The organism is Serratia sp. JUb9, from assembly GCF_014298095.1.
Lineage (GTDB): Bacteria > Pseudomonadota > Gammaproteobacteria > Enterobacterales > Enterobacteriaceae > Serratia_B > Serratia_B rhizosphaerae.
On record NZ_CP060416.1, the window covers coordinates 550,851 to 569,267 of the forward strand.

An 18,417-nucleotide genomic window follows, 5' to 3' on the forward strand; every position below is an offset into this window, starting at 1 on the left:
GTGCCGTCCGTTTCGATGGAATGAATGTTAATCGGGAAGCGTACACTTTGTTAGCAAGTAAAATTGCTATAATCTTTCAAAAATCATGAATATTTAGCTGGCTAACATTTGTGGCGTAAATATAAAGAGTCACGGCGCACGACGTACGCCGTGGTCAGAGCCACGGAATAAGGCAAAAAAGGGCGAGGGAGAAGGGTTAGCGGGAGAGGGTTTTGCGCAGCAGGCGCACGGTGCCCCAGGCGCTGAAGGCCCGGCGCGACCAGCGAATCAGCTTGCTGGGGTGGCGCATGCCGTACAGGGCGACCACGCCGGAGCCGAGCAGCAGGTACTTGCGCATGCCGAACAGGGCTTGATAACCGCGGTCAATGTGTTCGGTTTTGTCCAGCCACTGTGCTTTATTGTCGCCCAGGTCGGCGCGCTGCTGCTCGATCCGGCTAATCAACTGCTGTTTTCTGACGGCCAGCGCCCGGCGGCGGCTCATTTTTTCCCCTCCAGCGCGGCGCGGTCCAGCTCCAGCTGTTTGCGCGTTTCGGCCAGCAGCGTGGTGCGTTTCACTTTCACCAGCGTCCAGATCACGCCCACCACGGCCAGAAACAGCAGCACGCCGGTCGTAGTGCCCAGCGCCATCACGCGGTAGGCCGGGTCGATCGCCCAAAACAGCAGGATCAGCAGGCTCATCAGGCCGAAAGCGGTAAACAGCAGAGTAATGCCGACCAGCAGCATCAGCTGAATCAGGTTGGCTTTTTCCTCTTCCAGTTCAACGACCGCCAGCTTAAGCCGTGATTCCACCATGCCGACCAGGATGGTGATAATACGCTGGCCGATGTCCAGGACCCCTTTGGCGGGGCCCTGCGCACGGGATTGCTCGTGCTCGTTCATGATTAACGACGCGCCAGCAGAACGCCCAGCACGACGCCGACTGCTGCGCCGATACCGATGCCGGTCCATGGATTGTCGCGCACATAGTCGTCAGCCTGGCCGGCGATCTGTTTGGTCTGGTTAGCCAGTTTGTCGCCGGCGTCGCCCAGACGGGCGCGGGTGTCTTTCAGCGCGCCCTGCGCTTTGGAACGCAGCTTTTCCAGTTCGGCCTTCGGCTTATCGGTGGAAGAGTTCAGCACCTCTTCCAGGGTGTCGGCTAAGGACTTCAGTTCAGCGCGTAAGTTTTCTGCATTTGCATCTTTTGCCATTTCTCTAACTCCTTAACGTTAACTCCAAGAGAATTCCAACATAGCGGATTTTTTTACGGCAGCAAAGCACTCAGATGGCGAATATCACTGCGGAAACGATTATTTTCCTATGAATATTCCGAATGCCGGGCGCTGTGCTCCGCTGGCCGTCTATTCCGCCTGTGCCTGTTTCAATTCGGCTTCGGCTTCCGCCAGCTTCTGCTGCTTTTTGGTGATTTTATCCAGTTTGCCGGTTTGCTGGGCTTCTTTCAGCTCCTGGCGGCGTTCCGACACTTTATGCTGTTTCTCTTCAATTTTTTTCTGCCGCTCGGCCTGCAGACCCGCATCGGTGCAATGGGCCTGCACTTCACCCAGCGCCGTTTTCAGCCCGGCGACGCGTTGGCTGTTGCCGTGCTGGGTGGCGTAATCAATCTGCTGCTGAATTTCCTGCTCTTTGGCGGCACAGCCGCCCTCGGCCGCTATCGAAAAAGAGGCGAAGGTGGATAAAAAGAGGGCCAAAGGGGCGGTATAGCGTAACTTCATCTGTCGGTTCCTTGTTAATGGGATGCATGGGGATGTATCCGTTTTCCTGCTGGGCGATGGGGAATTACGCACTGACATCGCCGTTATTCAGCATAGTCACTAAATCGCTCGGATAGCAAAGATCCGTGCCGAAAAGCCAAACGACTGTTTATAAAATGAGCGCTCCGCGACCTATCCCAGATCTTGCGGCGTGCTGCTGACCAGCTTACGTATCCAGTGGCTGGGGGCGGGGAGCTCGCTCAGCGCGATGGTATAGCCGGGAGGCAGAATGGCCTGCAGCGTTTCCCGCGCCAGTAACTGTTGCTGGGGGGAGTCCAGGCGGATGACCAGGCCATCTCCTTCCGGCGTAATGCTTTTAATACGGATGCCGCGCGCATCCAGACGTTGGTAAACGTAGAAACCGTCCGGCAGCGACAGGCCTTGTTGGGTCGAGCGGATGCGCAGTTCGGTTTCAGTGCGCACCATGGCGGGCAGAAAAAACACCGAAAGCGCCAGCAGGGCCAGCGCGATAATCAGTGCATACTGCCAGCGGGAGCGCGGCGTGGTCACGCGCCGTTGCCCGTATTTTGGCTGGCGCGCTTTTTGCGCCACAGCACGATCAACGACCCGACCAGGCCGACCACCAGCAGCACCAGCGGCAGCATCATCAGGCAGAACATCAGCTGATCTTCGTATTTGCGGAACACCGGCGTTTTACCGAGCGCAAAGCCCAGGCTGGTCAGGATCACCACCCACAGCAGACCGCTCATCCAGTTGAAGAACTGGAAGCGAGCGTTGCTCAGGCCAGACAGGCCGGCGATGGTAGGCAGCAGCGTGCGTACAAAGGCCAGAAAACGGCCGACCAGCAGCGCCGACAGGCCGTGGCGGTGGAACAGTTGGTGTGCGCGCTGGTGGTAGTGGGCGGGCAGGTGCGACAGCCAGCTCTGCACCGTGCGGGTATTGCCCAGCCATTTGCCCTGTATATAACTGACCCAGCACCCCAGACTGGCGCCGACGGTCAAAATAAAGATGGTGAGCGGGAAATTCATGGTGCCTTTGGCGATCAGCACGCCGACCAGAATCAGCAGACTGTCGCCGGGCAGGAAAGCGGCGGGCAGCAGGCCGTTTTCCAGAAACAGAATCATAAACAGCAGCACATACAGCGTCCACACCAGCGAAGGGTTCGCCAGCGTTTCGAAGTCCTGCTGCCATAAGGCATCCAACAGTTGCTTAATGATATCCATCCAGTGTTCCTAAAACGTCTTTGCCTGATTTCTCTTGGCGGCCTGGTTGCCGGTATGCTGGCGCCGCGGGTGAACGGTGAGGTATTTTTACTTGTGAGTGGTAACCCATGCCGATCATGAATGGTAAGTCAGCGTACCTCGGTACAGCATGTTGCTCGCTTTCCAGCCGCCGACCCGGCTTTGCTGGTGGGATGTGCGGAGCGTCCAGTTAACCTGGTCAAGACGGTTGGACGCCGGCGCCGCCTGGCGCGGATAGCGGCTCTCTCGCCGCGCCTCTGTTAAAGCATAGGCGGGGATGGGGGAAACGGCAGAGAGCGGGGCGCTATGGCAGGGAGGATTGCGCGACAGCAGCAGCGGCCATTTTTTCCCCGGCGTTTTGCTGCGCAGGTCGGCCGGCGGGCGTAGCGCCTGAAGATAGTCGTTCTGGGCAGCTGTCGCGTCGTTCGGCTGGGCGTTTTGCAGCGCAGAAGATGCCGGTTGCATGGTATAGAGCTGGTGGCCGGAGACCGCGCCGGTCCAGCACAAAAGAGCAATCAGCATGGCAAACAACCAGCGCATGAATTCGCGTTCCGCCCCCGCAGTAATAAGGCTAAAAAAAGTGGTCTGATTTTAGCAAAGCCGCCCGATCGGCAACAGAGAAATCTCTACTGCCGCCGGTGAATTATTACACGGGAAACGGCGCTGACCGCATTGATTCAGCGTATTTTACAATACCTGACATAAGGTAAGATTATTTGACCGCCATCGACTATTTGTTGCTGCCGGCTGCGCTGTCCAGATGCGGCAGCGGATTCTCGGCGAACAGGTAACGGTCAACGTTATATTCGAAATCGTCGGTGGTGGCGTTGAACAGCATCTGCTTGGTGTTTTCCAGGTGTTGCCACATCGCCAGCTTGGCGGCGGCGGGGTCTTTGCGCATCAACGCCTTGAGAATCTGGTCATGGTCATCGCACCAGCTGTCGATCGAGCGATCGTCAATATGCTCGTGCAGTTTAATCCAGTAAGGGTTGTGCACCCGCTGGCTCCACATTTTTTCGACGATGGTCGCCATTGCGGTATTCTGCGTCGCAAGCGCGATCTGCACGTGGAACTTCAGATCCCACTGTGAATCGCGGAAGCGATCCTCCCGGCGGGCGTTTTCCTGAATCTCCATCAGCTGCACGATGTCCTGTTTGGTGACCTGCGTGGCGGCGAACTCGGCGATATTGCTCTCAATCAGCTGGCGCGCCTGCAGCAGCTCGAACGGCCCGACGCTGGCGAATTCGATGCTCTCGCCCGGCACCACCAGGTGTTTTTGCTGGTTGGAGATCACGTGGATCCCGGAGCCCTTGCGCACTTCGACGTAGCCTTCCACTTCCAGCATGATAATCGCCTCGCGCACCACGGTGCGGCTGACGTTCATCTCTTCGGCGATATAGCGTTCCGCCGGCAGTTTGTCGCCAACCGGATAAACGCCGCCTTCAATGCGTTGTTTCAGTTCGGCGGCCAGTTGCTGATATAAGCGTCTGCTTTCGGTGAATTCCATAATGAGTGCTCTGCGCTAGGAAAGGCGGGTTGCCAACAGATTTGTTATACCACTTATCCGGTTTTGCCGCCAGTGAATGGCGGCGGCGCAACCCGGCACATACGCCGGGCTGAGCGGGGGATTAACCGCCTGCGGCGGCGGTTTGCAGCGCTTCCTTTTCCCCGGCGGCGGCCGGACGATTTTGCAGCACCGTCCAGATCACGATGGCGCCCAAAATATCGAATACCGACAGGGCGGCGAACAGCGGGCTGAAGCCGAGCGTATCCGCCAGCGCGCCGACCACCAGGGCGAACAGCGTGCTGGCGGTCCAGGCCGCCATGCCGGTCAGGCCGTTGGCGGTCGCCACTTCGTTGCGGCCGAACACGTCGGAAGAGAGCGTAATCAGCGCGCCGGACAGCGCCTGATGCGCGAAGCCGCCGACGCACAGCAGCGCAATGGCGATATAGGGGCTGGAAAACAGGCCGATCATGCCGGGGCCGATCATCAGCACCGCGCCAAGCGTCACCACCAGCTTGCGGGATACGATCAGGTTAACCTTGAAATATTTCTGGAACAGCGGCGGCAGATAACCGCCGACGATACAGCCCAGATCGGCGAACAGCATCGGCATCCAGGCGAACATGGCGATCTCTTTCAGGTTAAAGCCGTAGGCCTTAAACATAAACAGCGGGATCCAGGCGTTAAAGGTGCCCCAGGCCGGTTCTGCCAGAAAGCGCGGCAGCGCAATGCCCCAAAACTGACGGTTGCGGACGATCTGCCAGGCGGACATTTTCTTGGCGTTGCTGGTCTGATGCTGGGCTTCCTGGCCGTCGAGGATATAGCTGCGCTCCTCGGCGCTGAGCTTCTTTTGGTCTTTCGGATGCTTATAGAAAATCAGCCAGCAGATGGCCCAGATCAGGCTCAGGGCGCCGGTGATGATAAAGGCCATTTCCCAGCTGTGGGCGACGATCGCCCACACCACCAGCGGCGGCGCGATCATGCCGCCGATTGACGATCCGACGTTAAAATAACCCACCGCGATCGAGCGCTCTTTGGCCGGAAACCATTCGCTGCTGGCCTTCAGTCCGGCGGGAATCATCGCCGCCTCCGCCATGCCGACCGCGCCGCGCGCCAGCGCCAGCCCGCCCCAGCTGTTGGCCAGCGCGGTGCCCATACAGAACAGCGCCCATAAAACGGCGAACATCGCATAGCCCACTTTGGTGCCGAGTACGTCGAGCACATAGCCGGCCACCGGCTGCATCACGGTATAGCAGGCGGAGTAGGCGGCGACGATATAAGAATATTGTTGGGTGGTGATATGTAAGGTGTTTTCCAGCGTCGGTGCGGCAACGGCAATCGCATTGCGGGTCAGGTAGCCCAGCACCGTGCCGATGGTCACCAGCCCGATCATGTACCAGCGTAACCCTTTGATCTTGCGCATGAGAAATCTCTCCCCGTCTTTAGCAGTCGTCGCGCTCATGGATGCTGCGCAACGTAGATAATGGTGATTCCCTGTCAGTAATGGTGTAACGCGTGTTCTGTTCGCCGGGGCTTCCCGCAGCGAGGTGAAGAGGCGAGACAATAACTTGTCATACAGATTTAAAAGTTGAGTGACATCACAAAAGTCATTATTCAGTTACGCAATAATATGGAGGCTATGCTTAGGTTTTTGGGTGATGAATTACGCTGTTAATGCCCGTTTAAGCGCCATTTTCACCGTGAGCACGACGAAAAAAACCTGGACGCCGCCATTAATTGGTGTGATAACTTTTTTAAAGAAATGAGGCGACAAAACCCGCTACGCAAGCTGAGGACCTGATATGGCCACGTTTTTAGGCGAAGATTTTTTACTGGATACGGAATTTGCCCGGCGTTTGTACCATGAATATGCGGCGCAGCAGCCGATTTTTGACTATCACTGCCATCTGCCTCCGGAGCAGATCGCCGAGAACTATCGCTTCAAGAATCTGTATGACATCTGGTTGAAAGGCGATCACTACAAATGGCGCGCCATGCGCACCAACGGCGTGGCGGAACGCCTGTGTACCGGTGATGCCGGTGACCGGGAAAAATTCGACGCCTGGGCGGCAACCGTGCCGCACACCATCGGCAACCCGCTCTACCACTGGACGCATCTGGAACTGCGCCGGCCGTTCGGTATTACCGACACCTTGCTGTCGCCGGCGACGGCGGATACCGTCTGGCAACGTACCAATGAGCTGCTGACGCAAGATACGTTCAGCGCGCGCGGGATCATGCAGCAGATGAACGTGAAGATGGTCGGCACCACCGACGATCCGATTGACGATCTGCGCCACCACCGCGCGATTGCGCAGGATGCCGGTTTTAACATCAAGGTGCTGCCGAGCTGGCGGCCGGACAAGGCGTTCAATATTGATACGCCGACCTTCACCGACTATCTGCAGCGGCTGACGGCCGCGTCCGATGTGGCGATCCGCCGCTTTGATGACCTGCGCCAAGCGCTGAGCAAACGGCTGGACCACTTTGCTGAGCACGGCTGCAAGGTGGCGGACCATGCGCTGGACGTGGTGGTGTACGCCGACGCCGACGAGGCGGCGCTGGATGCGATCCTGAGCCGGCGCCTTGACGGCGCGCTGCCGGACGACACGCAGAGCGCGCAGTTCAAAACCGCCGTGCTGGTGTTCCTGGCGGCAGAATATCAGCGCCGCGGCTGGGTGCAGCAGTATCACATCGGCGCGCTGCGCAATAACAACAGCCTGATGTTTGAGCGTATCGGCCCGGATATCGGCTTTGATTCGATCAACGACCGGCCGCTGGCGCAGCCGCTGTCGCGCTTGCTGGACGCCCAGGCGCGGCAGGGCGGGCTGCCGAAAACCATTCTGTACTGCCTCAACCCGCGCGATAACGAAGTGATCGGCACCATGGTGGGCAACTTCCAGGGCGAAGGGACGCCGGGCAAGATGCAGTTTGGCTCCGGCTGGTGGTTTAACGATCAAAAAGACGGTATGCAGCGGCAAATGACCCAGCTGGCGCAGCTTGGTCTGCTGAGCCGCTTTGTCGGCATGCTGACCGACAGCCGCAGCTTCCTGTCTTATACCCGTCATGAATATTTCCGGCGCATTCTGTGCCAGATGATCGGACGCTGGGTTGAAGACGGCGAAGCGCCAGCGGACCTGGCGCTGCTGGGGGAGATGGTGAAAAACATCAGCTTCGACAACGCCAAAAACTATTTCGCCATTGAACTGGCCTAGCCGTCGCCTACAGGTGCCTTATGCAGAGCTTTATTAAGATTCATGCGCAGGACAACGTGGCGGTCGCCCTGCGGGATTTGGCCGCCGGTGAAACCCTGCAGCTGGATGATGCGCTACGCCTGACGCTGCCGCAGCCGGTGGCGCGCGGGCATAAATTCGCGCTGACGCCGATCGCTGCCGGCGGGACGATCGTTAAATACGGTCTGCCGATCGGCCATGGGGTAACGGCGATTGCGCCGGGGGAGCACATCCACGCGCAGAACGCCAAGACCAACCTGAGCGATCTGGACGACTACCAGTACCAGCCGGATTTCCCGGTGGTGCCGCCGCAGGCGGCGGATCGCGAGGTGCAGATCTATCGCCGCGCCAATGGCGAGGTCGGCATCCGCAATGAACTGTGGATCATTCCGACCGTCGGCTGCGTAAACGGCATTGCCCGGCAGATCCAGCGGCGTTTTCTGCAGGAAACCGCCGATGCCCAGGGTATTGACGGCGTGCATCTGTTCAGCCATCCGTTCGGCTGCTCCCAGTTGGGGCAGGATCATGAAAATACCCGCACCATGCTGCAAAACATGGTGCGCCATCCGAACGCCGGCGCGGTGCTGGTGATTGGTCTGGGCTGTGAAAACAATCAGGTCGATGCGTTTCGCGACACGCTGGGCGCCGTAGACGACGCGCGCGTACGTTTCATGGTGTGCCAGCAGCAGGACGATGAAGTGGAGGCCGGCCTGGCGCAGCTGCACGCGCTGTACCAGACAATGCGTGACGACCGCCGCCAACCGGGCCGGCTCAGCGAACTGAAGTTCGGCCTGGAATGCGGAGGGTCTGACGGGCTGTCCGGCATTACCGCCAACCCGCTGCTGGGGCGCTTTTCGGACTATGTGATCGCCAACGGCGGCACCAGCGTGCTGACCGAAGTGCCGGAGATGTTCGGCGCCGAGCGTATTCTGATGAGCCGCTGCCGCGACAGGCAGACTTTCGACAAGACCGTCGCCATGGTCAACGACTTCAAAAAATACTTTATTGCCCACCAGCAGCCGATTTATGAAAATCCGTCGCCGGGCAACAAGGCCGGCGGTATCACCACGCTGGAGGAGAAATCGCTGGGCTGCACCCAGAAAGCGGGGCAGAGCCAGGTGGTGGACGTGCTGAAATATGGTGAGCGTCTGCGTCAGCCGGGGCTGAACCTGCTGAGTGCGCCGGGCAATGATGCGGTGGCGACCAGCGCGCTGGCCGGCGCCGGCTGCCATATGGTGTTGTTCAGCACCGGACGCGGCACGCCGTACGGCGGCTTTGTACCGACGGTGAAGCTGGCGACCAACAGCGAACTGGCGGCGAAAAAACCGCACTGGATTGATTTTGACGCCGGGCGGCTGATTCACGGCATGGCGATGGAGCAGCTGCTGACGCAGTTTATCGATGAAATTGTCGCCATCGCCAACGGTAAGGCGGCGAAAAACGAGCTGAACGATTTCCGCGAGCTGGCGATCTTTAAGAGCGGCGTCACATTGTAAAGCGTCAGCGGCGCGAGTAACATAAAACGGCATTTCATTTTTTGCCGTTTTTCCGCTTCAGGATCTGTCCATGACGTTTTATTGGTTTGCTCAGGCGGTTGGCGTGCTGGCCTTTCTGGTCGGCATTACCAGCTTTTTCAACCGTGACGATCGTCGTTTCAAATTGCAGCTCTCCGGCTACAGCCTGACTATCGGCATTCATTTCTTCCTGATGGGCGCCAACGCCGCCGGCAGCAGCGCATTGCTCAGCGCCTGCCGCAACCTGGTGTCCATGCGCACCCGCAGCCTGTGGGTGATGTGGCTCTTTCTCAGCCTGACGTTGGTGATGGGCCTGTCGCGCTACCAGCATTGGGTCGAGCTGTTGCCGATTTTCGGCACCTCGATCAGCACCTGGGCGCTGTTCCGCACCCGCGGCCTTACCACCCGCTGCGTGATGTGGTGTTCCACCGCCTGCTGGGTGACGCATAATATCTGGCTGGGGTCGATCGGCGGCTCGTTGATTGAGGGCAGCTTTCTGCTGATGAACGGCTTTAATATTCTGCGTTTCCGCCGCCTGCAGCGGCGCGGTATCGATCCGTTTGCGGCAGAAAAGCAGGCCGAAAAAAAGGCGTCCGAAGGACGCCTGATGTCAGAACCGCGCGCTTAGCGCATTTTCAGCGGGTCATCGTCCGCCAGCCGTTGATCTTCCGCCATACAGGCGGCGGCGGTGAACAGCACGTCGGTGGAGGAGTTCAGCGCGGTTTCCGAGGAGTCCTGCAGCACGCCGATAATAAAGCCAACCGCAACCACCTGCATGGCGATATCGTTCGGGATGCCGAACATATTGCACGCCAGCGGGATCAGCAGCAGCGAGCCGCCGGCCACGCCGGACGCGCCGCAGGCGCAGACCGCCGCCACCACGCTCAGCAGCAGCGCGGTCGGAATATCCACCGCAATGCCCAGCGTATGCACCGCCGCCAGCGTCAGCACGGTGATGGTGATCGCCGCGCCGGCCATGTTGATGGTGGCGCCGAGCGGAATGGAGACCGAGTAAGTATCCTCATTCAGATTCAGCTTTTTGCACAGCTCCATATTCACCGGGATATTGGCCGCCGAACTGCGGGTAAAGAAGGCGGTGACGCCGCTTTCGCGCAGGCAGGCGAACACCAGCGGATACGGGTTGCGGCGAATTTTCCAGTAGACGATCAGCGGGTTGAGTACCAGCGCCACCAGCAGCATACAGCCAATCAGCACCATCAGCAGCTGGGCGTAGCCCCACAGCGCGTCGAAGCCGGTCTCCGCCAGCGTGGACGCCACCAGCCCGAAGATGCCCAGCGGCGCGCAGCGGATCACCGCACGTACCACCTGCGTGACGGCGTGTGAGGCATCGGTGATCAGCAGTTTGGTGCTGTCTGCGGCGTGGCGCAACGCCAGCCCCAGGCCGATGGCCCAGGCCAGAATGCCGACGTAGTTGGCGTTGATCAGAGCGTCGAACGGATTCGCCACCACGTTCATCAGCAGGCCTTTCAGCACCTCGGTGATACCGCCCGGCGGGCTGATATCGACATTGCCGGTGACCAGCGCCAGGCTGGACGGGAAGGCGAAGCTGAGCAGCACCGCCACCAGCGCAGCGGCGAAGGTGCCCAGCAGATAAAGGAACAGGATCGGACGGATATTGGTCTTCTGCCCCTGCTTATGGTTGGCGATGGACGCCATCACCAAAACCAGCACCAGCACGGGGGCGACCGCCTTCAGCGCGCCGACGAACAGCGCCCCGAGCAGGCCCACGGCCGATGCGGCGGCAGGGGAAATAAATGCCAGCAGGATGCCGGCCACCAGACCGACCAGAATTTGTTTAACCAGGCTGCCCTGTGTAATGCGTGTCAGTATTTTATGCATGATGCTTATGTGCGTTTCCGCTTCCTGATGATGTTGCGTAATGGGTGCTGCGCCTCGGCAGGAACGGCGCCGGGCGAATTTTATGCGCACCTGTAACCAAGTGTGTTTGCTATTTCAGTATTCAGTAAACGCGCGGGGTTGGGAAGTCTCTGATGTGAAATTCTGCGGGCGGATCAACTCTTGATAACATACTGGTTACATTTGTGTGATCGCAATAACATTTGGCGTTTGTCGCGATGAACAAACGATTATGGGGCGGAAAGCCGCCCCGGGTAACAGATTATTGCGCCTTACGCGCCAGCCGGTCATTGCGATGATTGACCCAGGCGTTAATCGCCAGCGTCAGCAGCAGGATACCGGCCACCACGCCTAACGAAATGCCGATCGGAATATGGTAGAAATCGACGATCAGCATTTTGACGCCGATAAACACCAGAATCACCGACAGCCCGTACTTCAGCATCGAGAAGCGCTCGGCCACGTTGGCCAGCAGGAAGTACATGGCGCGCAGGCCCATAATGGCGAACAGGTTAGAGGTAAGGACGATAAACGGATCGGTGGTGACGGCGAAGATGGCCGGAATACTGTCGACCGCGAAGATCACATCGCTCAGTTCCACCAGAATCAGCACCAGCACCAGCGGCGTGGCGAACAGCAGACCGTTGCGGCGCACAAAGAAACGCTCGCCTTCCAGGTTATCGGTCATACGCAGGTGGCCGCGCAGCCACTTCACCAGCGGCTTGTCACCGATGGCGCCGTCATCCTCTTTCGCCAGCGCCATTTTGATGCCGGTAAACAGCAGGAAAGCGCCGAACAGGTACAGCAGCCACGAGAACTGGGAAATCAGCCAGCTGCCGGCAAAGATCATGATGGTACGCAGCACAATCGCGCCCAGTACGCCGTAAATCAGCACGCGGCGCTGCAGGTTGGCCGGCACGGCAAAGTAGCTGAACAGCATCAGCCAGACGAAGACGTTGTCCACCGCCAGCGCTTTTTCAATCAGATAGCCGGTCAGGAAGGCCAGCGCCTGCGTATCGGCCACGGCGCGGCCGGCGGTTTCGCTCAGGTAGTACCAGAAACCCAGGTTGAACAGCAGAGAGAGGGTGACCCACACCAGCGACCAGCAGGCGGCCTGCTTCATCGACATGGTGTGCGAGCCTTTGCGGCCCTGCAGCAGTAAATCAATGGCGAGCATCACCACGATAACGGCGGCGAAGCTGCCCCATAACCACGGAGTGCCAACGGTATTCATCATTATGTATCCTTCAAAAAACAAAAACGGCCAACGTCGGAAGGACGCCAGCCGCTCTGTGAACGCTGCAAGCAAACCTCGCCTTCCGGCAAGGTCTCACTTACAACGTCGATGAAGGTGTTACACCTTGACCATCGGGTTGCCCGGTAACCGGATGCTTGCGCATCGTAATGACGATTAACCGGCAATGAAGTTACTCCCCTTTGCTGACGTAAAAAGTAATGCAAAATGTGTCAGCGGTCAACGTCTAATCTTCATCCGGCCAATGCCTGCTGCGCGCCGAGGCTGACGACAAACCCCTGCAGCAGCAGCCTGCTGAACGGCGTATCGTCCACCTGCCGTTGTTTTTGCTGGTATTCCGCCTGCTGCTCCGGGTTTAATTCGGCCAGCCAGTGCAGATAGCTGCGCATGGTCGCCGCGTCGAATTCCGGGTGGAACTGGGTGGTCAGCGCATTATCACCATAGCGCAGGATCTGGTAGTCATCCTGCGCCGAGCGGGCCAGCACGTCGGCGCCCGGCGGCGGCGTCAGCACGCTTTGTGAATGGATCAGGTTGGCTTTGAAACGCGGCGGCAGCATCATCAGCCGGCGGTCGCTCGCGCCGGCCGGCAGCAGTTCAATCTCCAGCGTACCGACTTCCATCCCCTGCGGGTGATAGCCCACCTCGCCGCCGAGCGCATGGGCCAGCAACTGATGGCCGTAGCACGCGCCGAAGATCGGCAGGCGGAGCGCCATCGCCTGACGCAGCCATTCGGCCGCCTGTTCGCTCCACGGCAGCCGTTCGGTCACCATCGCCGGTGAGCCGGTGATCACCACGCCGCAATAGTCCGCCGGCGCCGCCGGTTGTTCTCCGGCGGGCAGGTGGACGACCTGCACGCGTTCGGCGGCCATGCCGCCTTGTTGCATAAACATCTGTTCGAAATTGCTGTGCGTCTGGCGGATGGCCTCAGGCGCATCGCCGGTTTGCATCAGTAACAGCGGCTTCATTGTCCTTCTCCATCTGCCGGGAAGACGACGCCGGTTTGCCGGCGGATTTCACTTAACAGGGCGGCGACGATACGCGAGTTTTCCAGGCCGGCATGTTCAACCTGATGACGCGTCACCAGATCGGCAAACACCTCGGCCTCATACTGCATGCTATTGCCGTGCTGCGGTTGGCTCAGATCCTGACGGCTGCCGCCGCGTGGCAGCAGCGTCACCCCCTGACACTCGGAAATCTTGTCGATCAGCAGCGCGCCGTCCTCACCCTGAATTTCGCTGGCGAGCGCCGAGTCGCTGACTTTGGAGTGGCCGAGCGTCACGTCAAAATCGCCGTAATTGAGGCAGACGGTGCCGTGGGCATCCACGCCGGTGTCCAGCAGGGTGGCGCTGGCGATCAGCGATTGCGGCGCGCCGAACAGGGCCACCGCGCTCGCCAGACAGTAATAACCGATGTCCATGATCGAACCGTTGGAGAACTGCGGGTTGAAGGTATTCGGGTTTTCTCCCGCCAGATAGCGTGGATAGCGGGATGAATACTGGCAGTAGTTGAAGAACGCTTTGCGCAGTTTGCCCACTTTAGGCAGCGTTTGCCGCAGGGTGATAAAGTTGGGCAGATGGGCGCTCTTGAAGGCTTCGAACAGCACCACCTGCTGCTCGCGCGCACAGGCCAGCAACAATTCCACTTCCTGCAGATTGGACGCCAGCGGTTTTTCGCAGATCACATGTTTGTGATGGCGCATAAACAGCAATGCTTGCTGGCAGTGCAGCGAGTTCGGGCTGGCGATATACACGGCGTCAATCACATCGGACTGCGCCAGCGCCGTCAGATCGTCAAACAGATGCTCGACCTGATAGGGGGCGCCGAAGCTTCTGGCCTGCTCCAGACGGCGGGAATAGACGGCGTTCAACCGCATTTTTCCGCTTTGATGGGCGGCATCGACAAAGCGTTCGCTGATCCAGTTGGTGCCGACGACGGCAAAACGAATCATAGATAACTCCGGTGGCAGGTACTGATAAATCAGAGTATCACGCCGCCGGCAGAAGGCGAGTTTTTGTTAAAAATACGTTAACTATCAGCGGTCGGCGTACAGCCCGCCGAACAGCGCCAGATGGGTGAGATACAGGCGGGTGTCAAACTCCAACTGGTGATAGTCGGGTTCCATATGGCAGCACAGCTGATAAAACGCCTTGTTGTGGTCTTTCTCTTTCAGGTGCGCCAGCTCATGCACGACGATCATGCGCAGGAAGGCTTCCGGTGCGGTCTTGAACACCGTCGCTACGCGGATTTCCGCCTTGGCCTTCAGCTTACCGCCCTGTACGCGCGAAATGGCGGTATGCAGACCCAGCGCGTGTTTCATCACGTGAATTTTGCCGTCATACGCTACCTTGCTGATCGGCTGGGCGTTGCGTAGATATTGGTTTTTGATCTCGGTGGTGAACTGGTACAGCGCCTTGTCGGTGGTGCAGCTGTGCACTTGCGGATAGCGCTGCAGCAGCACCTCACCCAGGCGCTGTTGCTGGATCAGCTGTTGTACTTGCGTCTGCAGATGGGCGGGGTAGCCTTGCAGATAAGTCAGTTCGGACATGACGCGATAATCTTCAGTAACTATTCAGCCGGTTATTGTATGCGGTTTTTTCGCACAAATCCGGCAAAGGGCGATGAATAGCAAAAAACATTTTACTGACGGCCGTTTTTAGGGGATAAACAGCGCAAATTTATCAGTCAGGAGGGGCAATGAGCCAACTCGATCTGGGAACACAGCAACTTGAGCTGGAGCGTTATCCCCAACAAGAAGGCGCCGCGCCGCTGCAGGCGTGGGAAGCGGCGGATGAATATCTGCTGCAACAGGTGGAAAATCAGGATGTTGCCGGACGCCCGGTGCTGATTTTCAACGACAGCTTCGGCACGCTGACCTGTGCGCTGCACGCGCTGCGGCCGTACAGCATCAGCGATTCCTACATGAGCCAGCTGGCGACGCGCCACAATCTGGCGCTCAACGGGCTGGATGCGCAGCAGGTGACGCTGCTCGGCAGCCTGGACGCGCTGCCTGAAGCGCCGGCGCTGGTGCTGATTAAGATCCCGAAGGCGCTGGCGCTGCTGGAACAGCAGCTGCGTGCGCTGCGCAAAGTGGTCGGCCCGGATACCGTGATTATCGGCGGCGCCAAGGCGCGCGATATTCATACCTCGACGCTGCAGCTGTTTGAGCGGGTGCTGGGGCCGACCCGCACCAGCCTGGCGTGGAAAAAGGCGCGTCTGATTTACGGCCAGGTGGCAGACATCACGCCGCCGGCGGCGGCGGAAACCACCGACTGGCAGCTGGACGGCAGCGATATGCTGATCCATAACCATGCCAACGTGTTCTCCCGCAGCGGCCTGGATATCGGCGCACGTCTGTTCCTGGAAAACCTGCCGAGCGATTTGGATGGCGAGATTATCGACCTAGGCTGCGGCAACGGCGTAATCGGCCTGACGGCGCTGGTGCAGAACCCGCAGGCGCAGGTGACCTTTGTCGATGAATCCTATATGGCGGTGGCGTCGAGCGAACTGAACGTGCGCCATAACCTGCCGCAGGACATGGAGCGCTGTCGTTTTGTGGTCAACAATGCGCTGGCCGGAATGGACGGCGGCAGCGCGCAGGCGGTGCTGTGTAACCCGCCGTTCCACCAGCAGCATGCGATTACCGACCAGACCGCCTGGCAGATGTTCCTTGACGCCAAGCGCTGTCTGAAAGTAGGCGGAGAGCTGCTGATCGTCGGCAACCGTCATCTGGATTATTACCAGAAGCTGAAGCGTCTGTTCGGCAACTGCGTTACCGTGGCGTCCAACCAGAAGTTCCTGGTGCTGAAATCGGTGAAAACCGGCGCACGGCGCTAAGGCTGAATCAGGGGCGCAGCACTGCGCCCCTTGAAGGTTACAGCGCCATCGCCAGCCGGGTGCCCTGTTCAATGGCCCGGCGCGCGTCCAGTTCGGCGGCCACGTCCGCGCCGCCAATCAGATGGACGCTTTTCCCCATAGCCAGCAGCGGCTGCTGCAGTTCGCGCCGCGGTTCCTGGCCGGCGCAAATCACGATGGTATCCACCGGCAGGCAGCTGGCCTGCTCCTCGCGCATGATATGCAACCCCTCGTCGTCAATCCTCTGATACTGCACGCCATTGAGCATTTTCACCCCGCGCATGCTCAGGCTGGCGCGGTGGATCCAGCCGGTGGTTTTACCCAGCCCTTCGCCCACTTTGCTGGTTTTACGCTGCAGCAGGAAAATCTGGCGCGGGGAGCGGGGGACGTCGGCGCCGTCCGGCGACAGGCCGCCGCGCTGGCGCAGCTGCGTATCTATGCCCCATTCATGAGTAAACGCCTGCGGATGCAGGCTGCTGGATTCGCCGTGCTGGCTCAGGTACTCGGCGGTGTCGAAACCGATGCCGCCGGCGCCGATGATCGCCACCCGCTGGCCGACGGGTTTTTTGTCGCGCAGGACGTCCAGATAGCTCAGCACTTTGGCATTATCGATGCCGGGGATCGCCGGCGTGCGCGGCACGATGCCGCAGGCCAGGATCACTTCGTCAAACTCACGCAGATCCTGCGCCTCAACCTGCTGCCCGAGCCGCAGCGTGACCTCGTGCAGCGCCAGCTGGCGCTGAAAATAGCGCAGGGTTTCATGAAACTCCTCTTTGCCGGGGATCTGTTTGGCGATGTTGAACTGGCCGCCGATGACCGGCGCGGCGTCAAACAGCGTCACCTGATGGCCGCGGCTGGCGGCGGTGACGGCGAACGCCAGACCGGCCGGACCGGCGCCGACCACCGCCAGACGTTTGGGATGCGCCGCCGTTGTCAGCGGCATTTCGCTCTCCCGGCAGGCGCGCGGGTTGACCAGGCAGGAGGCCAGCTTGCCTTCGAAGATCTGATCGAGGCAGGCCTGATTACAGCCGATACAGGTGTTGATCTCGTCGGCGCGTCCTTCGGCGGCCTTGCGGACGAACTCGGCGTCGGCCAGGAACGGCCGCGCCATCGACACCATATCGGCGCAGCCGTCCGCCAGCACCTGCTCTGCCACCGCCGGATCGTTAATGCGGTTGGTGGTGATCAGCGGAATACCGACCTTGCCCATTAATTTACGCGTCACCCAGCTGAAACCGGCGCGCGGCACCATGGTGGCGATGGTCGGGATCCGCGCCTCATGCCAGCCGATCCCGGTGTTGATGATCGTTGCGCCGGCCTGTTCGATCGCCTGCGCCAACTGTTCGATCTCCTGCCAGTCGGAGCCGTCCTCCACCAGATCGAGCATCGACAGACGGTAGATCAGAATGAATTCGCGCCCCACCGCCTGGCGTACGGCACGCACGATCTCCACGGCGAAGCGCATGCGGTTGGCGAAGCTGCCGCCCCATTGATCGTCGCGCTGATTGGTGCGCGCGACCAGAAATTGGTTGATCAGATAGCCTTCGGATCCCATCACTTCCACGCCGTCATAGCCGGCCTGTTGCGCCAGAACGGCGCAGCGGGCAAAGTCGGCGATGGTCTGTTCGATCTCCTGCGCCGTGAGGGCGCTCGGCGCGAACGGGTTAATCGGCGCCTGCAGCGCGGAAGGCGCAACCGGCTGCGGCTGATAGCTGTAACGCCCGGCGTGCAGGATCTGCAGGGCTATTTTGCCGCCGGCCTGATGCACCGCCTCGGTGATGGGGCGGTGATGTGCCACCTGCTGCGGTTGGCTCAGCGTTGAGCCGCCGCGGTACACCACGCCTTGGTCATTGGGCGCGATGCCGCCGGTAACGATTAGCGCGACGCCGGCCGCCGCGCGTTCGGCATAGAACGCCGCCATTCTGTGCGGCCCATCGGGCATCTCTTCCAGACCGGTATGCATCGAGCCCATCAGCACCCGGTTCTTCAGGGTGGTGAAGCCAAGATCCAGCGGCGCCAGCAGGTGTGGGTATAGGTTCATTGCTCTCTCCATTGTTTATCCCCGAATCTTGGGCACGTTCGGTTGTTATTATTTTGTTTGATCGCAAGTGGTCGGATGAGATAAATCTAGCCGCTGTCTTGCCGCTTGGGAATCTGCATTGCGCTGAATGTGATAGCCGTCATGAATCTTGGATAGCGAACAGCGTATCGGTAAGCAGTTTTGCGTTATT

At 59.6% G+C, this 18,417-nt stretch carries 19 protein-coding genes; 4 read left to right on the top strand and 15 right to left on the bottom strand.

From position 1 onward, the window contains the following. Positions 1 to 196 precede the first annotated feature (196 nt). From HF675_RS02635 to HF675_RS02675, 9 genes are all read right to left on the bottom strand, one after another. Positions 197 to 481 (bottom strand): YqjK-like family protein, encoded by a 285-nt coding sequence (locus tag HF675_RS02635; RefSeq protein ID WP_105232719.1) that lies wholly within the window; start codon positions 479 to 481, stop codon positions 197 to 199. Next, complete coding sequence (locus tag HF675_RS02640) at positions 478 to 879, bottom strand: phage holin family protein (RefSeq protein ID WP_105232718.1); 402 nt, start codon at positions 877 to 879, stop codon at positions 478 to 480. The genes HF675_RS02635 and HF675_RS02640 overlap by 4 nt, the downstream gene beginning before the upstream one ends. Before the next feature lie 2 nt (positions 880 to 881). Continuing rightward, positions 882 to 1,187 (bottom strand): YqjD family protein, encoded by a 306-nt coding sequence (locus HF675_RS02645; protein ID WP_105232717.1) that lies wholly within the window; start codon positions 1,185 to 1,187, stop codon positions 882 to 884. Positions 1,188 to 1,337: 150 nt separating this feature from the next. After that, positions 1,338 to 1,709 (bottom strand): DUF1090 domain-containing protein, encoded by a 372-nt coding sequence (locus HF675_RS02650; protein WP_105232716.1) that lies wholly within the window; start codon positions 1,707 to 1,709, stop codon positions 1,338 to 1,340. A 171-nt stretch (positions 1,710 to 1,880) separates the two neighbouring features. After that, positions 1,881 to 2,258: an EnvZ/OmpR regulon moderator MzrA gene (gene mzrA / locus HF675_RS02655; RefSeq protein ID WP_105232715.1), complete on the bottom strand. Its 378-nt coding sequence runs from the start codon at positions 2,256 to 2,258 to the stop codon at positions 1,881 to 1,883. Continuing rightward, entirely contained in the window at positions 2,255 to 2,932 is a 678-nt protein-coding gene (locus tag HF675_RS02660) for a DedA family protein (RefSeq protein ID WP_105232714.1), read from the bottom strand. The genes mzrA and HF675_RS02660 overlap by 4 nt, the downstream gene beginning before the upstream one ends. A 114-nt stretch (positions 2,933 to 3,046) precedes the next feature. Beyond that, positions 3,047 to 3,490, bottom strand: a complete 444-nt coding sequence (locus HF675_RS02665; RefSeq protein ID WP_187043995.1) for a hypothetical protein — start codon at positions 3,488 to 3,490, stop codon at positions 3,047 to 3,049. A 190-nt stretch (positions 3,491 to 3,680) separates the two neighbouring features. Further along, positions 3,681 to 4,457, bottom strand: coding sequence for a transcriptional regulator ExuR (exuR, locus tag HF675_RS02670; protein WP_187043996.1), 777 nt, complete (start codon positions 4,455 to 4,457; stop codon positions 3,681 to 3,683). Positions 4,458 to 4,578: 121 nt separating this feature from the next. Next, positions 4,579 to 5,877, bottom strand: coding sequence for an MFS transporter (locus HF675_RS02675; protein ID WP_105232711.1), 1,299 nt, complete (start codon positions 5,875 to 5,877; stop codon positions 4,579 to 4,581). 379 nt (positions 5,878 to 6,256) lie between these two features. Here HF675_RS02675 and uxaC point away from each other — a divergent pair, with 379 nt between their 5' ends. From uxaC to HF675_RS02690, 3 genes are all read left to right on the top strand, one after another. Beyond that, the gene (gene uxaC, locus HF675_RS02680; RefSeq protein WP_187043997.1) at positions 6,257 to 7,669 is read left to right on the top strand and encodes a glucuronate isomerase; all 1,413 of its coding nucleotides are present in this window, start codon (positions 6,257 to 6,259) and stop codon (positions 7,667 to 7,669) included. Between the two features lie 20 nt (positions 7,670 to 7,689). Continuing rightward, positions 7,690 to 9,183 (top strand): UxaA family hydrolase, encoded by a 1,494-nt coding sequence (locus tag HF675_RS02685; RefSeq protein ID WP_111736320.1) that lies wholly within the window; start codon positions 7,690 to 7,692, stop codon positions 9,181 to 9,183. Positions 9,184 to 9,253: 70 nt separating this feature from the next. After that, positions 9,254 to 9,829 (top strand): YgjV family protein, encoded by a 576-nt coding sequence (locus HF675_RS02690; protein WP_105232708.1) that lies wholly within the window; start codon positions 9,254 to 9,256, stop codon positions 9,827 to 9,829. On the opposite strand, the gene sstT is transcribed toward HF675_RS02690, so the two are convergent. The 5 genes from sstT to HF675_RS02715 form a co-directional block, all read right to left on the bottom strand. Further along, positions 9,826 to 11,061, bottom strand: coding sequence for a serine/threonine transporter SstT (sstT, locus tag HF675_RS02695; protein ID WP_105232707.1), 1,236 nt, complete (start codon positions 11,059 to 11,061; stop codon positions 9,826 to 9,828). The genes HF675_RS02690 and sstT overlap by 4 nt on opposite strands. Positions 11,062 to 11,341: 280 nt before the next feature. Next, the gene (locus HF675_RS02700) at positions 11,342 to 12,316 is read right to left on the bottom strand and encodes a TerC family protein (RefSeq protein ID WP_105232706.1); all 975 of its coding nucleotides are present in this window, start codon (positions 12,314 to 12,316) and stop codon (positions 11,342 to 11,344) included. Between the two features lie 251 nt (positions 12,317 to 12,567). After that, the gene (locus HF675_RS02705) at positions 12,568 to 13,299 is read right to left on the bottom strand and encodes a glutamine amidotransferase (RefSeq protein ID WP_105232705.1); all 732 of its coding nucleotides are present in this window, start codon (positions 13,297 to 13,299) and stop codon (positions 12,568 to 12,570) included. Beyond that, entirely contained in the window at positions 13,296 to 14,282 is a 987-nt protein-coding gene (locus HF675_RS02710; protein WP_105232704.1) for a Gfo/Idh/MocA family protein, read from the bottom strand. The genes HF675_RS02705 and HF675_RS02710 overlap by 4 nt, the downstream gene beginning before the upstream one ends. Positions 14,283 to 14,366: 84 nt before the next feature. After that, a complete protein-coding gene (locus HF675_RS02715) occupies positions 14,367 to 14,879 on the bottom strand; it encodes a M48 family metallopeptidase (protein ID WP_105232703.1) in 513 nt (170 codons plus the stop codon). A gap of 149 nt (positions 14,880 to 15,028) precedes the next feature. Here HF675_RS02715 and rlmG point away from each other — a divergent pair, with 149 nt between their 5' ends. Next, the gene (gene rlmG, locus HF675_RS02720; protein WP_111736321.1) at positions 15,029 to 16,168 is read left to right on the top strand and encodes a 23S rRNA (guanine(1835)-N(2))-methyltransferase RlmG; all 1,140 of its coding nucleotides are present in this window, start codon (positions 15,029 to 15,031) and stop codon (positions 16,166 to 16,168) included. Between the two features lie 37 nt (positions 16,169 to 16,205). On the opposite strand, the gene HF675_RS02725 is transcribed toward rlmG, so the two are convergent. Beyond that, positions 16,206 to 18,227, bottom strand: a complete 2,022-nt coding sequence (locus HF675_RS02725; RefSeq protein ID WP_187043998.1) for an FAD-dependent oxidoreductase — start codon at positions 18,225 to 18,227, stop codon at positions 16,206 to 16,208. Positions 18,228 to 18,417 lie beyond the last annotated feature (190 nt).